Origin of the sequence: Pseudomonas sp. GL-B-12 (genome assembly GCF_019955895.1) — a bacterium.
Lineage (GTDB): Bacteria > Pseudomonadota > Gammaproteobacteria > Pseudomonadales > Pseudomonadaceae > Aquipseudomonas.
In genome coordinates this window covers 50985-69132 of the sequence record NZ_JAHBCX010000008.1, presented here as the reverse complement: position 1 = coordinate 69132, position 18148 = coordinate 50985, and the positions used below count along the sequence as shown (strand labels likewise).

Genomic DNA, 18148 nt, shown 5'->3' with positions numbered 1-18148 from the left:
GTGACATCTCGGTAACTGGGTCAATTCTGCGTCGGCGCCAACACTTTTACTGTCCGCCGGTCCACCCTGTCACTAGCTGAACCAACCAATAGACGGCGATAGCTAGCTGAATGGCAAAACATCCATATACGAACATTCACTACTGGGATGCTCAGGGAGTATAGGTGCAGGGAAGATTGCGCGACGCGAGCAGCAAGCAAGGGAAAAGCAAGTGAATCGGTAATTGACGTCTGGTCGGTGGCAAGGGCCAATAGAAGTAGGCCGCCGAACAGGGGTAAACCTTCGACACAATTAGCATGTGCTCGCGCCAAGCGTTGCATGAAGGGTGAGAGATTGGAGTTATCTGGTTTGAACTCGTTTGTGGGAATTCGCTTTAGGACAGCAAGCCCGCCACGTAAGAGCTCCATTAGAATCAGCAGAGCCAATGTCCACCCAATAAAGCCAGTCAGAGCGATAGCAGTCGGGCTGGTCATATCTGTTACACCCATTCATCAACGAAGTAATGCGGTACGAAACCGGAGTGCTATTTCGTGCAATCAGAATAGATGCAAAACGGTTCTGCATCAGGAGCTGTCTGGAATCCCGGGTAGCTAGCTGTGCGACTCGCAAGCGGGCAGGGGAAGGGGGCATGGCAACAGAGCGCCCGCATTGGCGGGCTTCGATTTTTCGAGTGAGCGTCAGTCTTCAGGATCAATCTCTTCTTCAGGCTTCCACCTGGCTATAAGGTCAACCAACAGTTCGGCAATGGCATCACTGCTTTCTTTCAGCACCTCTAGATGCTCGTTGATACGATCTGACACTTCGGTGGAGCCGCGTTGGTCGATCCAAATACCTATCTCTTCAATGGCACAACCTAGGGCCATGATGTTCTGATTGAGTCGGCTGAGTAGGGCGGGGGTAGGATCGTCTGGTAGGGGCATGGCCGCTTTTCCTGTGTCTACGAAAAGCGTAGCAGGCAACAAAAAGCCCGCTCAGTGGCGGGCTTTCTGTACGGGGTCAAATCCTTTTGTCCGTTCAATCTGCGCTCCATTCTGTGAGCGTTTCGTGAAAAGCATGTCGCAGATACGAAAAAGCCCGGCACATTGGCCGGGCTCTCTGTAGATGGGCCAAATCCCTTTGGCTGACTGCATTGTGCTGGGTAAGTGTGACAAAGGTGTGACGAGGCAGATACGAAAAGCCCGGCACGGTTGTGCTTCATGCCGTACGTCTAATGCGGTGAATTCCCTTAAGTGTTCCGACTTCTATGCACCTCAAGGTACCGGATACCACCGGTGGGGCGACCCATTACTACGCGACCACCCTGCCGAAGCCACCTACCTGGGTGAATGGCGCCAAGGAGACGCTGAGGCTCGGTCATCACGTCTTCTTCAAGGATGTGCCGTGAACCCCGCGGCACTGAAGTTTGCGTTTTACCAGGTCGTGCTGAAGGCGCTGGCCTGAACCTTTCCCAACACCCGAGGCAACAAAATATGCAACTGACTAGTCATTGGAAAGATGCTTTGAAGATGTCCAGCGTTCAGGCTGGCGGTGCGATTGCAGCGCTGGGTATTCTGGTGATGCTGGCACGGGTGATCCTGCAGCCCAGGCTGAGTCCCTAGGGAGGGACTGGCGCGAGCTCAAAGAATTGGCGCTATCACCGGCGACGGCGATGAATGACTGATCGCCTTTATCGCGTGCCATTGCTTCGTGAAAGAGGTTTCAACCATGAACCAGAGACTTAAAACTCATTCAGGATTTATTGCTTGGGTAAGGCAGTAACCACGATTTCTTACTGAACGGAGGAGGTTGTCTCCTTTAGTGAGCTTCTTGAATTTCGCTTGCAGCCTACTGAGGCACATGGGCAGTCCTTTGTAACTATCAGGGTGCTTATTTAACTTTATAAAGATACTTTCGTTGCTAACAACGCGCTCCTCGCTGCTTGTTAATAACTCAAGCACTAAGCATTCCATGCGAGTTAAACTGATAGTCGTTAGATTGTTAGAAAGCAGGCGTTGGGGTTTGTTCAACGTCCAGGTTTGTAACTTTGGCATATTGCGGCTGGTTCGCTCTCAATGTAGTTGTCTGTTAGGGAAGGGCAGGATCCGATTGCTGACTGTCTGAGTTGAGCCGAGCAAGTTCGACGCACATCTTGTTGTTCTCTTTAGCACTGTAGGTCACACGGCCGGAGTTGCGAACCGCCGAGCCGAATAGCTGGGCTTACCGTGCAGCTCACGAGAAGGAGTTTATAGGCGGTGAAACTGTCAACCTTTCATTTGGCGACAGTGCCTTTTCATTTCATGACAATGCATTACCATTGATCTGGAATGGCACATAACGTTGCTTAAGTCAGTTTTTGCGTAGTAGTCATGCCCCTCTCTAGGCGTACCGATTTTCGTCAGTGGTGTGCGAATTTGCGGCTGGGTTTGAGAGTGCGGAATCCTGAGCGTCAGCTATGGGGTGTTGCCCTTTGCGGCAGGCAGCAATCGACCCTTTGCAGACATTGATAATCGCGCCCCCAGTGAGCGAAGCGAGCGATTTGAACCGTTTGTCAGGCAGTTTAACCAACCTTTGATTTTGGTGGATGTTCAAGATGCCTTTCGTAGTACTCACTAAAGTATTTATGCTCATCTATTCTTGGGTCTTCTGAGAAGAAATATCCGAATGTTATCGGTCCATATTTCTCAATGATGTGGCTGTAAAAAGCACCGTTTTTATTTGAGGATAATGCCCGTGAGTGTCGGTAGTACCTTGAGTGTAAAGATGTACTTGTTTTTCCAATGTAAAGTATTCGAGATTCGCCCGAAACTCTAGGTATTGGTTTTTCTGACAGGAAAAAATAGACAATGCCTTTAGCCCTTTTAGATTCTTCGCTGCTAAAGGCTATTTTGAATTCGTTCTCTATGCTTTTTGAGCAAGAGATTTTATGTGGGAGGTATTGAAGGCTTGTATAAAGCATTAGGTGGCCTCGACCTCGATGTTTTGGCAATGCCTAACTAACGCTTGCCTTAAAATGTGCGTTGTAGCGTTGCATGTGCTTTGGTCTTCTTGCTATGTGCGATAATGCACTTCACAAGGCTTGTGAGCGCTTCTGTGAGTTGCAGTTCGCTTAGTTCAATATTGTACCATTGCGACTGCCCAAATAAAATTACAATGACTGCATTAGTGGTCGGGCAGATGTCGCCGCCAAGCTTGCCTTTCTCACTGCACTCATCCGCTATAACTGCGCTTAAAAGAGACGAGTATCTATTCTTTAGCTGGATAATCTGGTGCTTTTGTTCTTCGTTAAGATTCACAAACTCACGGGTGATCAGAGCTAATTTGTATTTTTCATTACAGTTAAAGGCGACGAAGGCTTGAATAAACAGGTGTAGACGTTTGCAAGGGCTCCGTGCTCCTTTCATTCGACGCGTCGTGTCCAGCAATAAGTCGGATAAGGCGGACTCAATGAGTTCGAACAGTAAGGACTGTTTATTTTCGATGTGATGGTATAACGATCCGGCATGCAGTCCCAGGTGGTTCGCCAGATCTCGCAAGCCGATTGCCTGAAAACCGCGTGTGGCGAAAAGTTCGACCGCAGCGTCAAGAAGTCGATCGCGGGCGCTGTGTACTGGATTGGCTGATGCGATGGTAGTTAGCATGTGAATCCGTCAACTAGGAAAATGAGAGCGTGGCCAATACGCTTCGTGATTGATGCAGGTTCATTCATTTCCACATAGCGTGGGTATTCACACTCGCGCCGCGAGACTTATCCCGCATGGCGATAGCCCGTTCTGCAAGCATGGTTCGCGGTGCGCATCAGTAACAGCACCGCGCCAATCACTGGCAGGCTCAACAGCAGCAGTGCATACCGCAGCGACTCCTGGCCAAACAGCGGTAGCAACATATCGCTGAACAATCCGGTGATCAGTGGCCCGACGCCGATCCCGAGCAGTGTACTGACGATGGTTTGCAGGGCCATGGCGGTACCGCGCCGACCCGCCGGCACCAGTTGGGTGACGAGGTTGTAGGACGGGGCGAGCCACCACACGGCAAAGAAGGCATAGAGCGCGCACCAGAGCATCGCGGCCGGAATCGGTACATCGCCCAAGCGCACTAGCAGGGCATCGGACCAGAGCAGATAAGGGATCAGCGCAGCGATGGCCGCCAGGTGGCCCAACACTGGAATGGAAACCTGCCAGTGTGGGTGGCGGCGGCACAGTCGGTCACTTAACCAACCACTGAACAGACCACCGATCCCGGCCGAGAGACCGCAGATCACCCCGACCAGCAGCCCGGCGTGTTGCAGTGACATGCCGTGGGAGCGCACCAGGAAGCTGGTGTTCCACATGCCGATGGCATAGGAGCTGAGCGTGGCCAGACCGCCCGCGAGGATCAGGTAACGGTAGGCCGGCAAGGCCCAGAGCTTGCGGGCTTCAGCGCCCATGCCAAGCAGCGCAGGCTGCGCGTGAGTGTGTGGCGTGAGGTCCCAACGGCCACGCTGCGGGTCGCGCACGACAAAGGTCAGGAGGGTGCAAAACACCAGGGCCGGCACGCCAATGGCAATAAACGCACTGCGCCAGCCATAGTGCTCCACCACCCAGGCCCCGATACTCAAACCGATGATCGAGGAAAAGGTCGGTGCCGCGGTAAAACAACTGATAGCTAATGAGCGTCGTTGGGGTGGATACAGGTCAACGATCAACGACAGCGAGGCCGAGGTCGTCGGCGATTCACTGACTGCCACCAGCATCCGCGCAATGGCCAGCGCCAGGAAGCTGCCGGCCAGCCCGCAAGCCATTGTCGCCACGGCCCAGAGCAGGCACGACATGGCCAGCAGGCGGGTCCGCGGCATGCGGTCCACCAGCCGTCCCGCCGGCAGGCCCATGAGCGCATAGACTGCCGCGAACGCCAAACCGGAGATCAACCCGATGGCGGTATCGCTGACCCTGAACTCGGCTTTGATCGGTTCGATCATCACCGCGAGTATTTGTCGCCCGACAAAGTTGTCGGCGAACACCATGCCCAGCAGCAACAGCAAGCTGTGGCTGCCCCAGCCAACCCTGGCCGTCGGTATCGTAGCTTCGCGGGCGGTCATCGCGGAGCCCACAGATCCGGCAAGCCGGGGTCACTGACGACAATCAGGCGCTTGAGCAAGACCTTCAAGGCTTGTGCATCGGCAGGGCCGAGCTTGGCCGAGAGGTCCTCTTCCACGGCCTTGGCCAGCGCCAGTTGATGCAGTGAAACCTCGCGGCCCTGGGCCGTGAGGACAAACCGCAGCGACTCTGCCGAGCCCTCGATCGCCACCAGGCGCTGGCGTTCGAGAAAACGCATGCTGGCCAGCGTGACGGCGCGGCCAGTGTAGTTAACGAAGGTATTGATTTCCTCAAGGGTCAGGTTGTCGCGGATACACAAAATCGAAAGAACAAAAAAACGCCTGTTCGTCCAGTTGCTGATTATTCAGCATCTGCCGCAGGTTATTGAGCACTTGGTAATGTCCACGTCCCAACAGGTAACCGAGCAAGTCCTCGGTGTAGCTGCATTCCGGGGGCGGGGGCGTGGTGGCCAGACGCAGCTCGCTACGTGGCTTGCGGGTCGCCAGAGCATATTGGCCACTCTGGAACGCCAGCGGCGCGCGGTCGCTGTGATCGAAGGCGAGCACTTCACCGACAAAAATCACATGATCGCCGCCTTCGTACTGGAACGCGGTGCGGCATTGAAAACGCGCGGTACAATCTTGCAGCAGCGGTGCCTCGCTGACGCCATTGTCCAACTTGATTTCAGAAAACTTGTCCTCGCCCTGGGTGGCGAAACGTCCCGACAGGGTTTCCTGTTCGGTGGACAACACGTGGACGTTCCAGTGTTTGCCGCTGGTAAAGACCGGCAGGCTGCGGGCCTGCTTGGACAGGCTCCAGAGCACCAGCGGCGGATTGAGCGACACCGAGTTGAAACTGTTGGCCGTTATCCCCACGGGTGAGCCGTCTTCGGTCTGGGTGGTGATGATGGTGACCCCGGTGGTAAAGGTGCCGAGCGCGGCACGAAAAGCCTGGGGATCGAAACTGACGTTTTGCATTGCCATGACTGGCCTCATGGGGTGGGGTTTTCGTATGGCCAGTATTGGTCGCGGCAGACTGTTTAACATCGTCTCAACGGACTAACAGATTTGCTCGATCCTCGTCCGATCGGACGAGGCGTCGCGAGGGGTGCAAGGCTACGGTGGCCGCAAGCGCATCGGGCGCTTCCCGGCCATGGGGCCAGTACCAGTAAGGGGACACGAATGAGTTCGGTCACATCATCCGTCTAAGGGCTTGCCCGCCTGTTATCCCGGCAAAAAAGCGCATTCGCCAGCGCTGGTGCGGTGAGCGCCGACACCCGCCGACGTCGACTCCAGCAAGTCATCGATCTGTTGGTCCGCCACCATGTTGCGTTGACCGAGGCGATTGACCTGGATTTTGGCGGCCGGCCGGCCGGTTTTTCCTTGATGAATGACGTGCTGGGCGCCCTGGCTTCGCTCAAATATGCGCGCGATCATCTGCATGGTTGGATGCAGGATGATCCGCGTGCGCCTTTCGCGCCTTACGATCAGCTCGGCGCCAAGGCGTGGGTGATGCACCAACCCAAGGGCACGGTGGGTATTCTCGGTACCTGGAACGCGCCGTTGTTTACCCTGTTCAGCCCCTTGGCCTCAGTGCTGGCGGCGGGCAACCGGGCCATCCTCAAGCCGTCGGACGTGGTGCCTCGGACGGCCGAGTTGCTGGCGCAGCTGTGCGCTGAACACCTCGACCCGCTGGAGATTGCCGTCGTCACCGGCGAAGTGGAACTGGCCGAAGCCTTCAGCGCTCAGCCGTTTGACCACTTGGTGTACACCGGCAGTACCGCGACGGGGCGGTTGGTCATGCGCAACGCCGCACAGAACCTGGTGCCGGTGACGCTGGAACTGGGGGGTAAGTCGCCGGTCATCGTCACCGGCAGCGCCGACCTGAACAAAACCGCTTTCAGTATCGCCGTGGGGAAGGCCTGCAATGGCGGGCAGATCTGCATCAATCCGGATCTGGTGTATGTGCCCAAGGCGCTGCTCGAACCCTTCCTTGAAGCACTGCGCGTGTCCTACAGCGAACTCAACCCATCGGTGGCCGGCAACCCGGATGTGGTGGCGGTGGTCAATCAGCGGCACCTGGACCGCGTCGAAGGTTACATACTGGATGCCCAGGCCCGCGGCGCACGTATCGAGTGCTTGCCCGAACCGCTGGTCGTGAACGCCCAGGATCGGCGCCGGCCCCTGCGCGTGGTGGTCGACCCGGCGCCGGACAGTGTGATCATGCGGGAAGAAATCTTCGGCCCCGCGATGGTCGTGCTCACCTACGAAGACCTCGACCACGTCATTGACGACATTAATGCGCGGCCACGCCCACTGGCCCTGTATTACTTCGGCGAAGACCAGCAAGAGCAGCGATACGTCCTGGAGCGCACGTTGTCTGGCGGGGTGACTGTCAACGACGTGATGATGCACCCGGCGATGCACGATGCGCCGTTCGGCGGCGTCGGCGCCTCCGGCATGGGCCATTACCATGGCCACGAAGGGTTTCTCGAGTTCAGCCACCAGCGCACGGTGTTCAAGGCACCGGAGCATGACCCGCGCCGCGAATGGGGGCTCCTGCCGCCATATGGCGAGCACTTCCTGGCGGCCATGCTGGCCAGCGTAACTGCTGACTGACCGAGAGCGGGGCGCATCCTGTGCCCCGCCCGCAGCACGAGATAAGCCATTGTTTATGTTCAAGACAATCACTATCGCTCAGCGCCTGTGGCTATGGGCGCTGCTGGTCACGTTGCTGTTTGTACTGGCGGTCGGTTTTGGCGGGTATGGCTTGCAGCAGGCGCGCGATAGCCTTCGGGCCATAAACGAGGACAATCTGGCGACGCTGCTGATGTTTGGCGAGGTCCAGCACCGTCTTGATGAAAGTCGGCGCCAGGTTTTGCTCGCCATCCAGCAGGACCCTGAAGGTCCGTTGGTGGCGGCGTTCGACCGCCCCGTCGAAGCAACCCTGAGCGCTATGGTCGACGGCATGGGGCGGGTGGTCAGCCGCGTACGCGACGGCGTCAGCCTGGCGCATGAGGCCGGTGACTCGGTGGCGCAGATTCGCAGTGGCACCGATGACGTGATCCGTAGCGTGGATACCATTGCCACGGTGATCACCGAGCAGGAGCGGGTGACACGAGAAATGGTCGCGCGGGTCGAGAGTGTCTCCGCGGGCACCGGCGCGCTGTCGGCCAACGCCGGTCGCAGTGCCGTCGTTGCGTCTGATCTGGAGCAACTGGCGCGGGCGCTGGATCAGTTGTCGGCCCGCTTCAATGTGGTTTGAATGCCCGGCCGTTCTGGATCAATTCCCAGGCTTTTTTTTGGATGGCAAGTATTACCTTGGCCCGGAGTTGCTCACCGCCGGCCGCCGCGTTTGGTAACGGTAGAATCGACATCTGGATCAACAACGCGGGCGTCGGTGCCGTGGGCAGCATTGAGCAGACTCCGCTTGACGCTCATGCGCAGGTGTTGCAAACGGATCTGCTGGGCTATTTGCGCGGGCCCGTCTTAACGAAGTCTGGGTCGTTGCAATATGGATTGCCAGAAACAGGCTTGAGTTCTAACGAGCTGTGGAATCGAACTGTACATGCACTTTTATAAAGCGCCATGCATAACAACGTGCACCAGTCGGAAGCGCCGCAAAGCGCTTTCGCCTGCGGTAGCTCCAGCGTTGTGACAATCCCCCCTGGCTCAAGAGTCAGTGTTTCCAGATAGTTGAAGTCTCTCTGTGGCTGACTGGCACAAAGGCTGCAAGGCTGACATCAGGTCCACCTGGAGAGCATTCGTGTGGACAGCCCCCTCGGTCAACGACGATCGATTGGCCGAACAGGTCGTGGGCAGCATCGGTGGATCAGGCATAGACGTCTGGTTTCAACACCGCAAAAGAACAGGCAAAGACGCCTGGAACCGCAAGGTTTCAGGCGTTTTTTTTTGCTTTTAAAACCGTGATTGGCTCGGGCTGGGTGCTTTCTATGAATTCCAATGTTGCCACGTTGAACAAGATGCAAACGCTGATCGTGATCGGTAATGGCATGGTCGGACATCATTGTGTCGAACAGCTGATCGAGCGGGGAGCGCTTGACCATTACCGGCTGCACGTCTTCAGTGAGGAGCCGATGCGCGCCTATGACCGTGTGCATCTTTCCGAGTACTTCTCCGGTCGTGATGCCGAGTCGCTGGCGCTGTCCGATGCGTCGCTTTACCAGACGCCCGGCGTTACGCTGCATCTGGGTGTGCCGGTATTGGAAATCGACCGTGTCCGTCGCCAGGTGGTCACCTCGCAAGGTTGCGTCACGTATGACAAATTGGTTCTGGCCACCGGTTCATATCCGTTTGTTCCGCCAATCGAAGGCGCCGAAGGTGAGTCGCGCCTGGTTTATCGCACCCTGGAAGACCTCGATGCCATTCGGGCGGCGGCGGCCAATGCCCGGCGCGGCGTGGTGGTCGGCGGTGGCTTGCTGGGCCTGGAAGCTGCGAACGCATTGAAGAGCCTGGGCCTTGAAGCCCACGTGGTGGAGTTCGCGCCGCGCTTGATGCCGGTACAACTGGATGACCACGGTGGCCAGGCGCTCAAGGCGCAGATCGAACGATTGGGCGTCGGTGTACACCTGTCCCGCGCCACTCAATCGATCAGCGCGGGCGAGCAGTACCGCTATCGCATGAATTTCGCCAATGACGAATTCCTCGAAACCGACCTGATCGTGTTTTCCGCCGGTATCCGCGCTCAAGACGCGCTGGCTCGCCAATGCGCGCTGGAGATCGGTCCGCGCGGTGGCGTGGTGATCGACGACACGTGCCGAAGTTGCGACCCGAACATCTACGCCATCGGTGAATGCGCTTCATGGAACGGCAGCCTGTTTGGCCTGGTCGCGCCGGGCTACCAGATGGCGCGCAGCGTCGCGGCCCGTCTGTGCAATGAAGTCGCCGAGCCGTTCACCGGTGCCGACATGTCGACCAAGCTCAAGCTGCTGGGGGTGGATGTCGGCTCCATCGGCGACGCCCACGGCAACACCCCGGGCGCGCGCAGCTATCAATTCATCGACGAAACCAGCGCCAGCTATCGCCGCCTGGTGGTGGATGCAAGTGGCAAGCACGTCCTCGGTGCAGTGCTGGTCGGTGACAACAGTTATTACGACACCTTGCTGCAATACATGCAGAACGGCATTGTCTTGCCGTCGGAACCGGCCAGCCTGATTCTGCCGTCCTCCGAAGGCGCGCCGACCCTGGGCCCGGGTGCGCTGCCCGAGTCGGCGACGGTGTGCTCATGTCATAACGTCACCAAGGGCTCCATTTGTTCGGCCATCGATGGCGGCTGTACCGACCTGGGCCAGCTCAAGTCGCAGACCAAGGCTTGCACCGGCTGCGGCGGTTGCGCCGGCCTGCTCAAGCAAGTCTTCGAGCATGAGTTGATTGCCCGTGGCGTCAGTGTCGACAAGAGCCTGTGCGAACACTTCGCCTATACCCGTCAGGAGCTTTATGCGCTGGCGCGGGTAGAAGGGGTGATCACCTTCGAAGAACTGTTGGCCAAGCACGGCCGTGGTCATACCGGTTGCGACGTTTGCAAACCGGCGGTGGGCTCGATTCTCGCCTCGTGCTGGAACCAGCCGATCATGGACACGTCGCTGGTGCCGTTGCAGGACACCAACGACACCTTCATGGCCAACATGCAGAAAAACGGCACCTATTCGGTGGTGCCGCGCATCGCCGGGGGCGAAATCACAGCCGACAAGCTGATCGCGATTGGCGTGGTGGCGAAGAAGTACGACCTCTACACAAAAATCACCGGCGGGCAGCGCATTGACCTGTTCGGCGCACAATTGCATCAGTTGCCGGACATCTGGTCCGAGTTGATCGAGGCCGGTTTCGAAACCGGGCACGCCTATGGCAAATCGACCCGCACGGTGAAGTCCTGCGTCGGCAGCACCTGGTGCCGTTATGGCGTGCAGGACAGCGTGAAAATGGCCCTGACCCTCGAGGATCGCTACAAGGGGCTGCGTTCGCCACACAAGCTCAAGTTCGCGGTCTCTGGCTGCACCCGTGAATGTGCCGAGGCGCAGAGCAAGGACGTGGGCGTGATCGCCACCGAGAATGGCTGGAACCTCTACGTGGCCGGTAACGGCGGCATGCGCCCGCGCCACGCCGAGTTGTTCGCCACCGACCTCGATGACGCCACCCTGATTCGTTACATCGACCGGTTCCTGATGTTCTACATCCGCACCGCTGACAAATTGCAGCGCACCTCGGTCTGGCGCGAGAGCCTGGAGGGCGGCCTGGATTACCTCAAGGACGTGATCATCAACGACAGCCTGGGGCTTGGCCTTGAGCTCGAATCGCAGATGCAACTGGTGGTCAACCGCTACGAATGCGAATGGGCCAACGCCCTTAAAGACCCGGAAAAACTCAAGCGCTTCCGCACCTTCGTCAACGATCAACGCCCGGACCCGGACATCCATTTTGTCCAGGAACGCGGTCAGCGCCGGCCGATCATGGCCGCTGAACTCCACCTTATCCCTGTCATCGAGGAGATTGCCTGATGAGCCAGTCCGATACCCAGCGCGCCTATTCCAGTTCCTCCCTGGTCAATCCCGATGCCTGGCAAGCGGTGTGCAGCCAGGAGGATCTGGTGAGTAACTCCGGCGTCGTCGTCTGGCTCGACGGTGCACAAGTGGCGCTGTTCTACCTGCCGGCTGCCGAAGGCAAGACCCTCTATGCCATCGATAATCATGACCCGCAATCCGGGGCGAATGTCATCGGTCGCGGGCTGATCGGCAGCATCAAGGGCGATCTGGTGATTGCCTCGCCACTCTACAAACAGCACTTCCGCCTTGAGGACGGCAGTTGTCTGGAGTATCCGCAGCAGCGTCTGCGGGTCTGGCCGGTGCGCCTGAACGAAGGCCAGGTGGAGGTCGCGGTGGCCTGACCACGTGGATTTCGCCGGGGTCTGAGCGCTCATTCAATCAATGATGTATACCCGGCTCCGGCGGAGTCGATGATCAATGACAAACAGTATCGGAGGTTCGTATGAAAACAGCCGCACAACTGCTGAAGCTCAAGGCCGTGCAGAACCGGCGGGTGCATAGCATCGCGCCAGACCAGATGGTGCTTGAAGCGTTGAAGATGATGGCGGAAAAAAATGTCGGTGCTCTACCCGTCATAGAGGAGGGGCAGGTGGTTGGCGTTATCAGCGAACGCGACTATGCGCGCAAGGTCGTTCTACAGGGGCGCTCTTCGGTCGGTACGCCGGTCCGGGCCATCATGAGCGCGCCCGTCGTGACAGCAGACAGTCAGCAGAGCATTGAGCGTTGCATGGCGGTCATGACCGACAGTCATCTGCGCCATCTACCGGTAGTGGAGGGCGACCAACTGATTGGCCTGTTGTCGATTGGTGATCTGGTCAAAGAAGCCATCGTCGAGCAGGCCGAGCTGATCCGGCAACTGGAACACTACATTCGCGGGCATTAAAACGACCGGGGGCAGGGTGGATCGAAGGGTTATGAGTACAGGCCCAGGTAAATAACCCGTTATAAACATCCCTTTCGTAACCGCATGGCTTACTGCAGTTTCCTTCATCAACTTTTATGTCATAACCCACATCAAGGTAAGACTTGACCTTGTTCTGCAGCAGGCATGTTGATACCCCTTCATCGCCTAGCCACATCCGAAAAGTAAAACTTGTCCAGGGTATGCCGCGATTCGGTGTACTCGAACTGCCGGCCGTCCTGCAAAAAGGTCTGGTTGCTGACCACAATCACATGGCTCTGCCCCTCAAGATCAAGGTGCTGCTGGTCGTCCTTGCCTCGCGGTACGGCTTCGATGGTGCGCTGGGCATAGCTGATTTGCAGTTGCAGCGTCTGTTCGATGAAGGCATAGATCGAATGCTCGGCAATCTCGCAATTCAGCCCCGGAATAAGATCGGCGACGAAGTGGTTGATGTCGAGGATGACCCGTTTGCCATCGATTCGACGCACGCGTTTGATCCGCGTGATCAGGCTACCTTCTTCGGCTTTCAGGTGTTCACGCAAGGCACCTTGCAGGGGGAACTGCTCGAACGCTACCACCTCGGTGCTGACGTCATTGCCCAGCCTTGGGTGGGTTTCCTGGAAACTGACGATACCGCCGAGCTGGAATTCGATCGGATTGGGCGACAGCACGAAGGTGCCTTTACCGTGAACTTTTTGCGCGAAGCCGCGTTCCTGAAGCAGTTCTATGGCTTTGCGCACAGTACCGCGACTGGCCTGGTAGCTGTCCATCAATTCGGTTTCGGAAGGCAGTCGGGCGCCGCGTTCCAGTCGTTCGGTGGTGATGCTGGTAAGCAGATCGCTGTAGATCTGGTTGTATTTGCTCATGGGAATGGCTGCGTTGTGCTCAAGGCAGGAACCTTAGGGAACGCGTGAGGGTTTGTCTATTGCACAAATGGCGGGGCGGTCGTGGCTGTCGGAAATATCGCCGCTGGGCGGGTCATCGATAAATAAATTCCAACTCGTCTGTACGAGTTGTTGCTTTAACTCGTACAGACGAGTATTTTTCGCTTCGGTGTGCTGCCAAACAACAAAAAACACAGTGGATGAAAAGCATGAGCCATGACTACGCGACTATCGCCAGCGAGCTGCTTCATAGCCTCGGTGGTGCTGACAACCTTGAACAGGCCGCACATTGCGTCACGCGTCTGCGCCTGGCCCTCAAAGACCCACAGCGGGTCGACAGTACGACGCTGAATCAGATCGACCTGGTCAAAGGCTCGTTCTTCACCGGCGGCCTGTTTCAGATCGTCATCGGTCCCGGCGAAGTCGAGAAGGTTTACGCCGCGCTGCGCGAGCAGACAGGGCTTGCTGCGTCGACCATCGCCGACGTGAAACAAAAGGGTGTCGATAAAACCAATGCCATGCAGCGCCTGGTGCGGGTGTTCTCCGATGTGTTCATGCCGATTCTGCCGGCGCTGATCATTGCCGGCCTGCTGATGGGGGTGAACAACCTGATCGGCGCCAAGGGCATGTTCATTGCCGGCAAGACCCTGCTTGAGGCCTACCCGACGCTGGACGGTGTCTGGAGCTTGATCAATCTGATGGCCAACACCTCGTTCGTGTTCCTCCCGGCGCTGGTCGGCTGGTCGGCAGCCAAGCGTTTTGGCGGCAGTGAAATCCTTGGCATCGTGCTGGGTCTGATGCTGGTTCACCCGGACTTGCTCAACGCCTGGAACTACGGCAAGGCGGTGGCCGGGCTGGACGGCCAGAGCCTGCCGTACTTCGATATTTTTGGCTGGTTCAAGATCGAGAAGGTCGGCTACCAAGGTCAGATTCTGCCGATCCTGCTGGCCGCCTACGTCATGAGCGTCATTGAAAAATGGCTGCGGGCGCGGGTACCCAATGCCATTCAACTGCTGGTGGTGCCAATTACCACGATCGTCGTGACCGGGGTGTTGGCGCTGGCCGTGATCGGTCCGGTGACCCGTCACCTGGGGATTCTGATCACCCAAGGCGTGGTGACCTTGTTTGACCTCGCGCCGATGGTCGGCGGGGCGATTTTCGGTCTGCTGTATGCGCCGCTGGTGATTACCGGCATGCACCACATGTTTCTTGCGGTCGATTTGCAGCTTATTTCCACCCAGGGCGGCACCTTCATCTGGCCGATGATCGTCATGTCCAACCTCGCACAAGGCAGCGCGGCACTCGGGGTGTTCTACATGACCCGCAGTGCGCGGGATAAAAGCATGGCCTCGACCTCAGCCATTTCCGCCTATTTCGGCATCACCGAACCGGCCATGTTCGGCGTCAACCTGCGTTACAAGTTTCCGTTCTACGCGGCGTTGATCGGCTCGGCGCTGGGCTGCATGTTCCTGTCGCTGAACAAGGTTCAGGCCTCGGCGATCGGTGTCGGTGGCTTGCCCGGTTTCATCTCGATCATCCCGCAGTTCATCCCGATGTTCGTGGTCGGGATGGTCATCGCCATGGTCGTGCCGTTCGTTTTGACCTGTGGCTTGAGCATGAAGATTGTCCGGCCTGGATATCGAGTCGCCTGATAGATCCATTCGCGGGCAAGCCCGCTCCCACATTGGAATGCGATCAACTGTGGGAGCGAGCTTGCTCCGGGCGGCGATCCGACGATGAGGCCCTCAGGGCCAGTACAAAACCAATTGAAGGAATACGCCATGCAAGACTGGCAGCGTTCGGTGATCTACCAGATCTACCCGAAAAGCTTTCACAGCCACGCCGGCAACCCCACGGGCGATCTGCTCGGGGTGGTGGCCAAGCTCGATTACCTGCAATGGCTGGGTGTCGATTGTCTGTGGATCACCCCGTTCCTGCGTTCGCCCCAGCGCGACAATGGCTACGATATCAGCGACTACTACGCCATCGACCCGAGCTACGGGACCATGGCTGACTGTGAGCTGCTGATCGCCGAGGCTGGCAAACGCGGTATCAAGTTGATGCTCGATATCGTGGTCAATCACACCTCCATCGAACACCAGTGGTTCCAGCAGGCCCGCAGCAGTCTCGATAACCCGTACCGCGACTTCTATATCTGGCGCGATCAGCCGAACAACTGGGAATCCAAGTTCGGTGGTTCGGCCTGGGAGTTCGAGGCGCAAACCGGTCAGTACTACCTGCACCTGTTCGACCACACTCAGGCCGACCTGAACTGGGATAATCCGCAGGTGCGCGCTGAAGTCTTCAAGATGATGCGCTTCTGGCGTGACAAGGGCGTCGGCGGTTTCCGTCTGGACGTGATCAACCTGATCTCGAAACCGGCGGACTTTCCCGAGGACAACAGCGACGGTCGGCGTTTCTACACCGACGGCCCGAACGTGCACGACTACTTGCAGGAAATGCACCGTGAAGTCTTCGAAGGCCATGACCTGATCAACGTCGGCGAGATGTCTTCCACCAGCCTGGAACATTGCATTCGTTACTCGCGAGCGGACTCGAAAGAGCTGTCGATGACCTTCAACTTTCATCACCTGAAGGTTGATTACCCGAACTTGCAGAAGTGGGTTCGCGCTGACTTCGACTTCCTCGAACTCAAGCGCATCCTTTCCGACTGGCAGACCGGCATGCAGGCCGGTGGCGGCTGGAATGCACTGTTCTGGTGTAACCACGATCAGCCGCGAGTGGTTTCGCGGTTTGGTGATGACGGCGAACACCGCGTGGTGTCGGCGAAGATGCTCGGCACCGCGCTGCATTTTCTTCAGGGCACGCCGTTCATCTATCAGGGTGAAGAGTTGGGCATGACCAACCCGGGCTTTGAGAGCATCGAGCAGTACCGCGATGTCGAGACGCTGAACATCTTCCGGCTCAAGCGTGATGCCGGGGAGTCCGAGGCGTCGAGCATGAGCGCGATCATGCAGAAATCCCGCGACAACAGTCGCACCCCGATGCACTGGAACACGCAACCCAATGCCGGTTTCAGCAGTGCCGAACCATGGATCGGCGTGCCGGCCAACGCCACGCAGATCAACGTCGAAAACCAACTCGACGACACGACTTCGGTGTTGCACCACTATCGCCAGTTGATTGCCCTGCGCCACAGCGAACCGCTGATTCAGGATGGCGTGTATCGCCAGCTCTTGCCCACGCACCCGCAGGTCTGGGTGTACCTGCGTGAAGGCGAAGGCGAGCGCCTGCTGGTGGTGAATAACTTCTATGGCACGGCGTGTGAAGTCGAGTTGCCGGAGCAGGTAATCACCGACTGCATGTTGCAACGCCTGGTGATCAGCAACTTCCCGGATTGTGAGACACGTAGTCGACAGCTGTTCCTGCGGCCATACGAGTCGTTCGTCTTGCACCTGACCGACCACTAAAAAACACGCTCTTCAAACAACGCGCAGAGCACTGCGTGGGGTTTCTTGCGCGCAGATTTTACCGAATGAGCACAATAAAAATAATGAGGCGGCTCTTGAAGACCACAATTAATCGCAAACTTGCAGCATCGTGCGCATGCCTGATGTTGCCGTTCTCGGCCCAGGCTTTGGAGTTCGCCGGTTACTTGCGTAGCGGTGTCGGGACTTCGGTCAACAGCGGTCCTCAGCAGTGTTTTCAACTGCAGGGTGCCCAGTCGAAATACCGCTTGGGCAACGAGTGCGAGCAGTACGCCGAGCTGGAGTTGCGTCAGGACGTGTACACCCTGGACGACGGCTCGGTGCTGAGCGTCGACGGCATGGCTTCGTTGTACAACCAGTACGACAAAGACCTGACGTTCAACGGTGATAACGGCTCGGTGCGCATGCCGCAGATGTATGCACAATGGTCGAACTTGCCGAGTCTCAATGGTGGCTCGTTGTGGGCCGGTCGGCGTTACTACAAACGAAACGACATCCATATTTCCGACTTCTACTACTGGAACCAGAGCGCCACCGGTGGTGGTATCGAGGATGTGAAGATCGGTGACCTGAAATACAGCTACGCCTTTTCGCGCAAGGACAACCTGTACCAGAAGGATTATGTCACCCGGCAGGATTTCAACGTCGCAGGTTTTCAGACCAACCCTGGCGGTGAGCTGGAGTTTGGCCTCAGTTACATCGAAAAACCTGACCGCAGCGATGCACACGCAGGTTGGGCCATCACCGCCCAGCATGTGCAGAAAAACTTCCTCGGCGGTAAGAACAAACTGGCGCTGCAATACGGCGAAGGGCCTGGCACCGGGTTGGGTTACACCGGCGATGTGGGCCTGGACGACAGCAACAAGAGCTACCGGCTGGTGGAGTTCTTCGACTGGCAAGTGACACCGCGTTTTGGTGGTCAGGTCGAAGCGGTCTATCAGAAGGATATCCGCCCGGACGGTAACGGCCAGAACTGGATTTCCCTGGGCGTTCGCCCGGCTTACGCGATCACCGATCAATTCAAGTTGGTGACTGAACTGGGACACGATCAGGTCGAGGCCCCAGGAGGTACGCGCAAGTTGAGTAAATTCTCTTTTGTCCCGACCTGGTCGCCAAAAGGCCCGGGGTTCTGGGAACGTCCCGAGGTGCGTTTGTACTACACCTATGCCAGCTGGAACGAAGCGGCCAAACGTGCGGCCAATGAACTGGCACAAGGTTCAGCGTTGTCCGATACCGGCGCGTTCGGCACGGCGCTGCATGGTGCGAACGTCGGATTGCAAGTCGAGTACTGGTGGAAATAAGCG

The 18148-nt window shown here is 57.6% G+C and carries 14 protein-coding genes and 3 pseudogenes; 10 read left to right on the top strand and 7 right to left on the bottom strand.

The features are described 5' to 3' along the window. Positions 1 to 20: 20 nt before the first annotated feature. Together KGA85_RS31360 and KGA85_RS04880 are read right to left on the bottom strand one after the other, a co-directional pair. Positions 21 to 473: an MAPEG family protein gene (locus KGA85_RS31360; RefSeq protein ID WP_223542952.1), complete on the bottom strand. Its 453-nt coding sequence runs from the start codon at positions 471 to 473 to the stop codon at positions 21 to 23. Positions 474 to 677: 204 nt separating this feature from the next. Further along, positions 678 to 920, bottom strand: coding sequence for a hypothetical protein (locus tag KGA85_RS04880; RefSeq protein ID WP_223455725.1), 243 nt, complete (start codon positions 918 to 920; stop codon positions 678 to 680). A 335-nt stretch (positions 921 to 1255) separates the two neighbouring features. Between KGA85_RS04880 and KGA85_RS04875 the strand changes: the two are divergent. Beyond that, positions 1256 to 1384: pseudogene (locus KGA85_RS04875) on the top strand (cell wall hydrolase); the annotation flags it as partial. Positions 1385 to 1724: 340 nt separating this feature from the next. Here KGA85_RS04875 and KGA85_RS31355 read toward each other — a convergent pair. The 4 genes and pseudogenes from KGA85_RS31355 to KGA85_RS04855 form a co-directional block, all read right to left on the bottom strand. Next, positions 1725 to 2030 carry a winged helix-turn-helix domain-containing protein gene (locus KGA85_RS31355; protein ID WP_223455726.1) on the bottom strand — a complete coding sequence of 102 codons (306 nt, stop codon included), beginning with the start codon at positions 2028 to 2030 and terminating at the stop codon, positions 1725 to 1727. A gap of 954 nt (positions 2031 to 2984) precedes the next feature. Continuing rightward, positions 2985 to 3617, bottom strand: a complete 633-nt coding sequence (locus KGA85_RS04865) for a TetR/AcrR family transcriptional regulator (protein WP_223455728.1) — start codon at positions 3615 to 3617, stop codon at positions 2985 to 2987. Between the two features lie 107 nt (positions 3618 to 3724). Further along, positions 3725 to 5053, bottom strand: a complete 1329-nt coding sequence (locus KGA85_RS04860; protein ID WP_223455729.1) for a spinster family MFS transporter — start codon at positions 5051 to 5053, stop codon at positions 3725 to 3727. After that, a pseudogene (locus KGA85_RS04855) lies at positions 5050 to 6034 on the bottom strand (flavin reductase). The gene KGA85_RS04860 and the pseudogene KGA85_RS04855 overlap by 4 nt, the downstream one beginning before the upstream one ends. Positions 6035 to 6271: 237 nt before the next feature. On the opposite strand from KGA85_RS04855, the gene KGA85_RS04850 reads away from it, so the two are divergent. From KGA85_RS04850 to KGA85_RS04825, 6 genes and pseudogenes are all read left to right on the top strand, one after another. Continuing rightward, the gene (locus KGA85_RS04850; RefSeq protein ID WP_223455748.1) at positions 6272 to 7669 is read left to right on the top strand and encodes a coniferyl aldehyde dehydrogenase; all 1398 of its coding nucleotides are present in this window, start codon (positions 6272 to 6274) and stop codon (positions 7667 to 7669) included. Positions 7670 to 7724: 55 nt separating this feature from the next. Continuing rightward, positions 7725 to 8315 carry a Tar ligand binding domain-containing protein gene (locus KGA85_RS04845; protein WP_223455730.1) on the top strand — a complete coding sequence of 197 codons (591 nt, stop codon included), beginning with the start codon at positions 7725 to 7727 and terminating at the stop codon, positions 8313 to 8315. Positions 8316 to 8395: 80 nt separating this feature from the next. Further along, positions 8396 to 8533 (top strand): annotated as a pseudogene (locus KGA85_RS04840) (short-chain dehydrogenase); the annotation flags it as partial. Positions 8534 to 9003: 470 nt separating this feature from the next. Next, a complete protein-coding gene (nirB, locus tag KGA85_RS04835; RefSeq protein WP_223542951.1) occupies positions 9004 to 11565 on the top strand; it encodes a nitrite reductase large subunit NirB in 2562 nt (853 codons plus the stop codon). After that, positions 11565 to 11951, top strand: a complete 387-nt coding sequence (gene nirD / locus KGA85_RS04830) for a nitrite reductase small subunit NirD (protein ID WP_223448538.1) — start codon at positions 11565 to 11567, stop codon at positions 11949 to 11951. The genes nirB and nirD overlap by 1 nt, the downstream gene beginning before the upstream one ends. A 101-nt stretch (positions 11952 to 12052) precedes the next feature. Next, a complete protein-coding gene (locus tag KGA85_RS04825) occupies positions 12053 to 12493 on the top strand; it encodes a CBS domain-containing protein (protein WP_150727255.1) in 441 nt (146 codons plus the stop codon). 179 nt (positions 12494 to 12672) lie between these two features. Here the strand turns inward: KGA85_RS04825 and treR are convergent, their stop codons facing one another. Continuing rightward, complete coding sequence (treR, locus tag KGA85_RS04820) at positions 12673 to 13377, bottom strand: trehalose operon repressor (RefSeq protein ID WP_223455732.1); 705 nt, start codon at positions 13375 to 13377, stop codon at positions 12673 to 12675. 227 nt (positions 13378 to 13604) lie between these two features. Here treR and treP point away from each other — a divergent pair, with 227 nt between their 5' ends. The 3 genes from treP (at position 13605) to KGA85_RS04805 (ending at position 18145) form a co-directional block, all read left to right on the top strand. Continuing rightward, entirely contained in the window at positions 13605 to 15047 is a 1443-nt protein-coding gene (gene treP / locus KGA85_RS04815; protein WP_223455733.1) for a PTS system trehalose-specific EIIBC component, read from the top strand. 129 nt (positions 15048 to 15176) lie between these two features. After that, positions 15177 to 16826 carry an alpha,alpha-phosphotrehalase gene (gene treC, locus KGA85_RS04810; protein WP_223455734.1) on the top strand — a complete coding sequence of 550 codons (1650 nt, stop codon included), beginning with the start codon at positions 15177 to 15179 and terminating at the stop codon, positions 16824 to 16826. 95 nt (positions 16827 to 16921) lie between these two features. Further along, complete coding sequence (locus KGA85_RS04805) at positions 16922 to 18145, top strand: maltoporin (protein ID WP_223455735.1); 1224 nt, start codon at positions 16922 to 16924, stop codon at positions 18143 to 18145. The last annotated feature ends 3 nt before the right edge of the window (positions 18146 to 18148 follow it).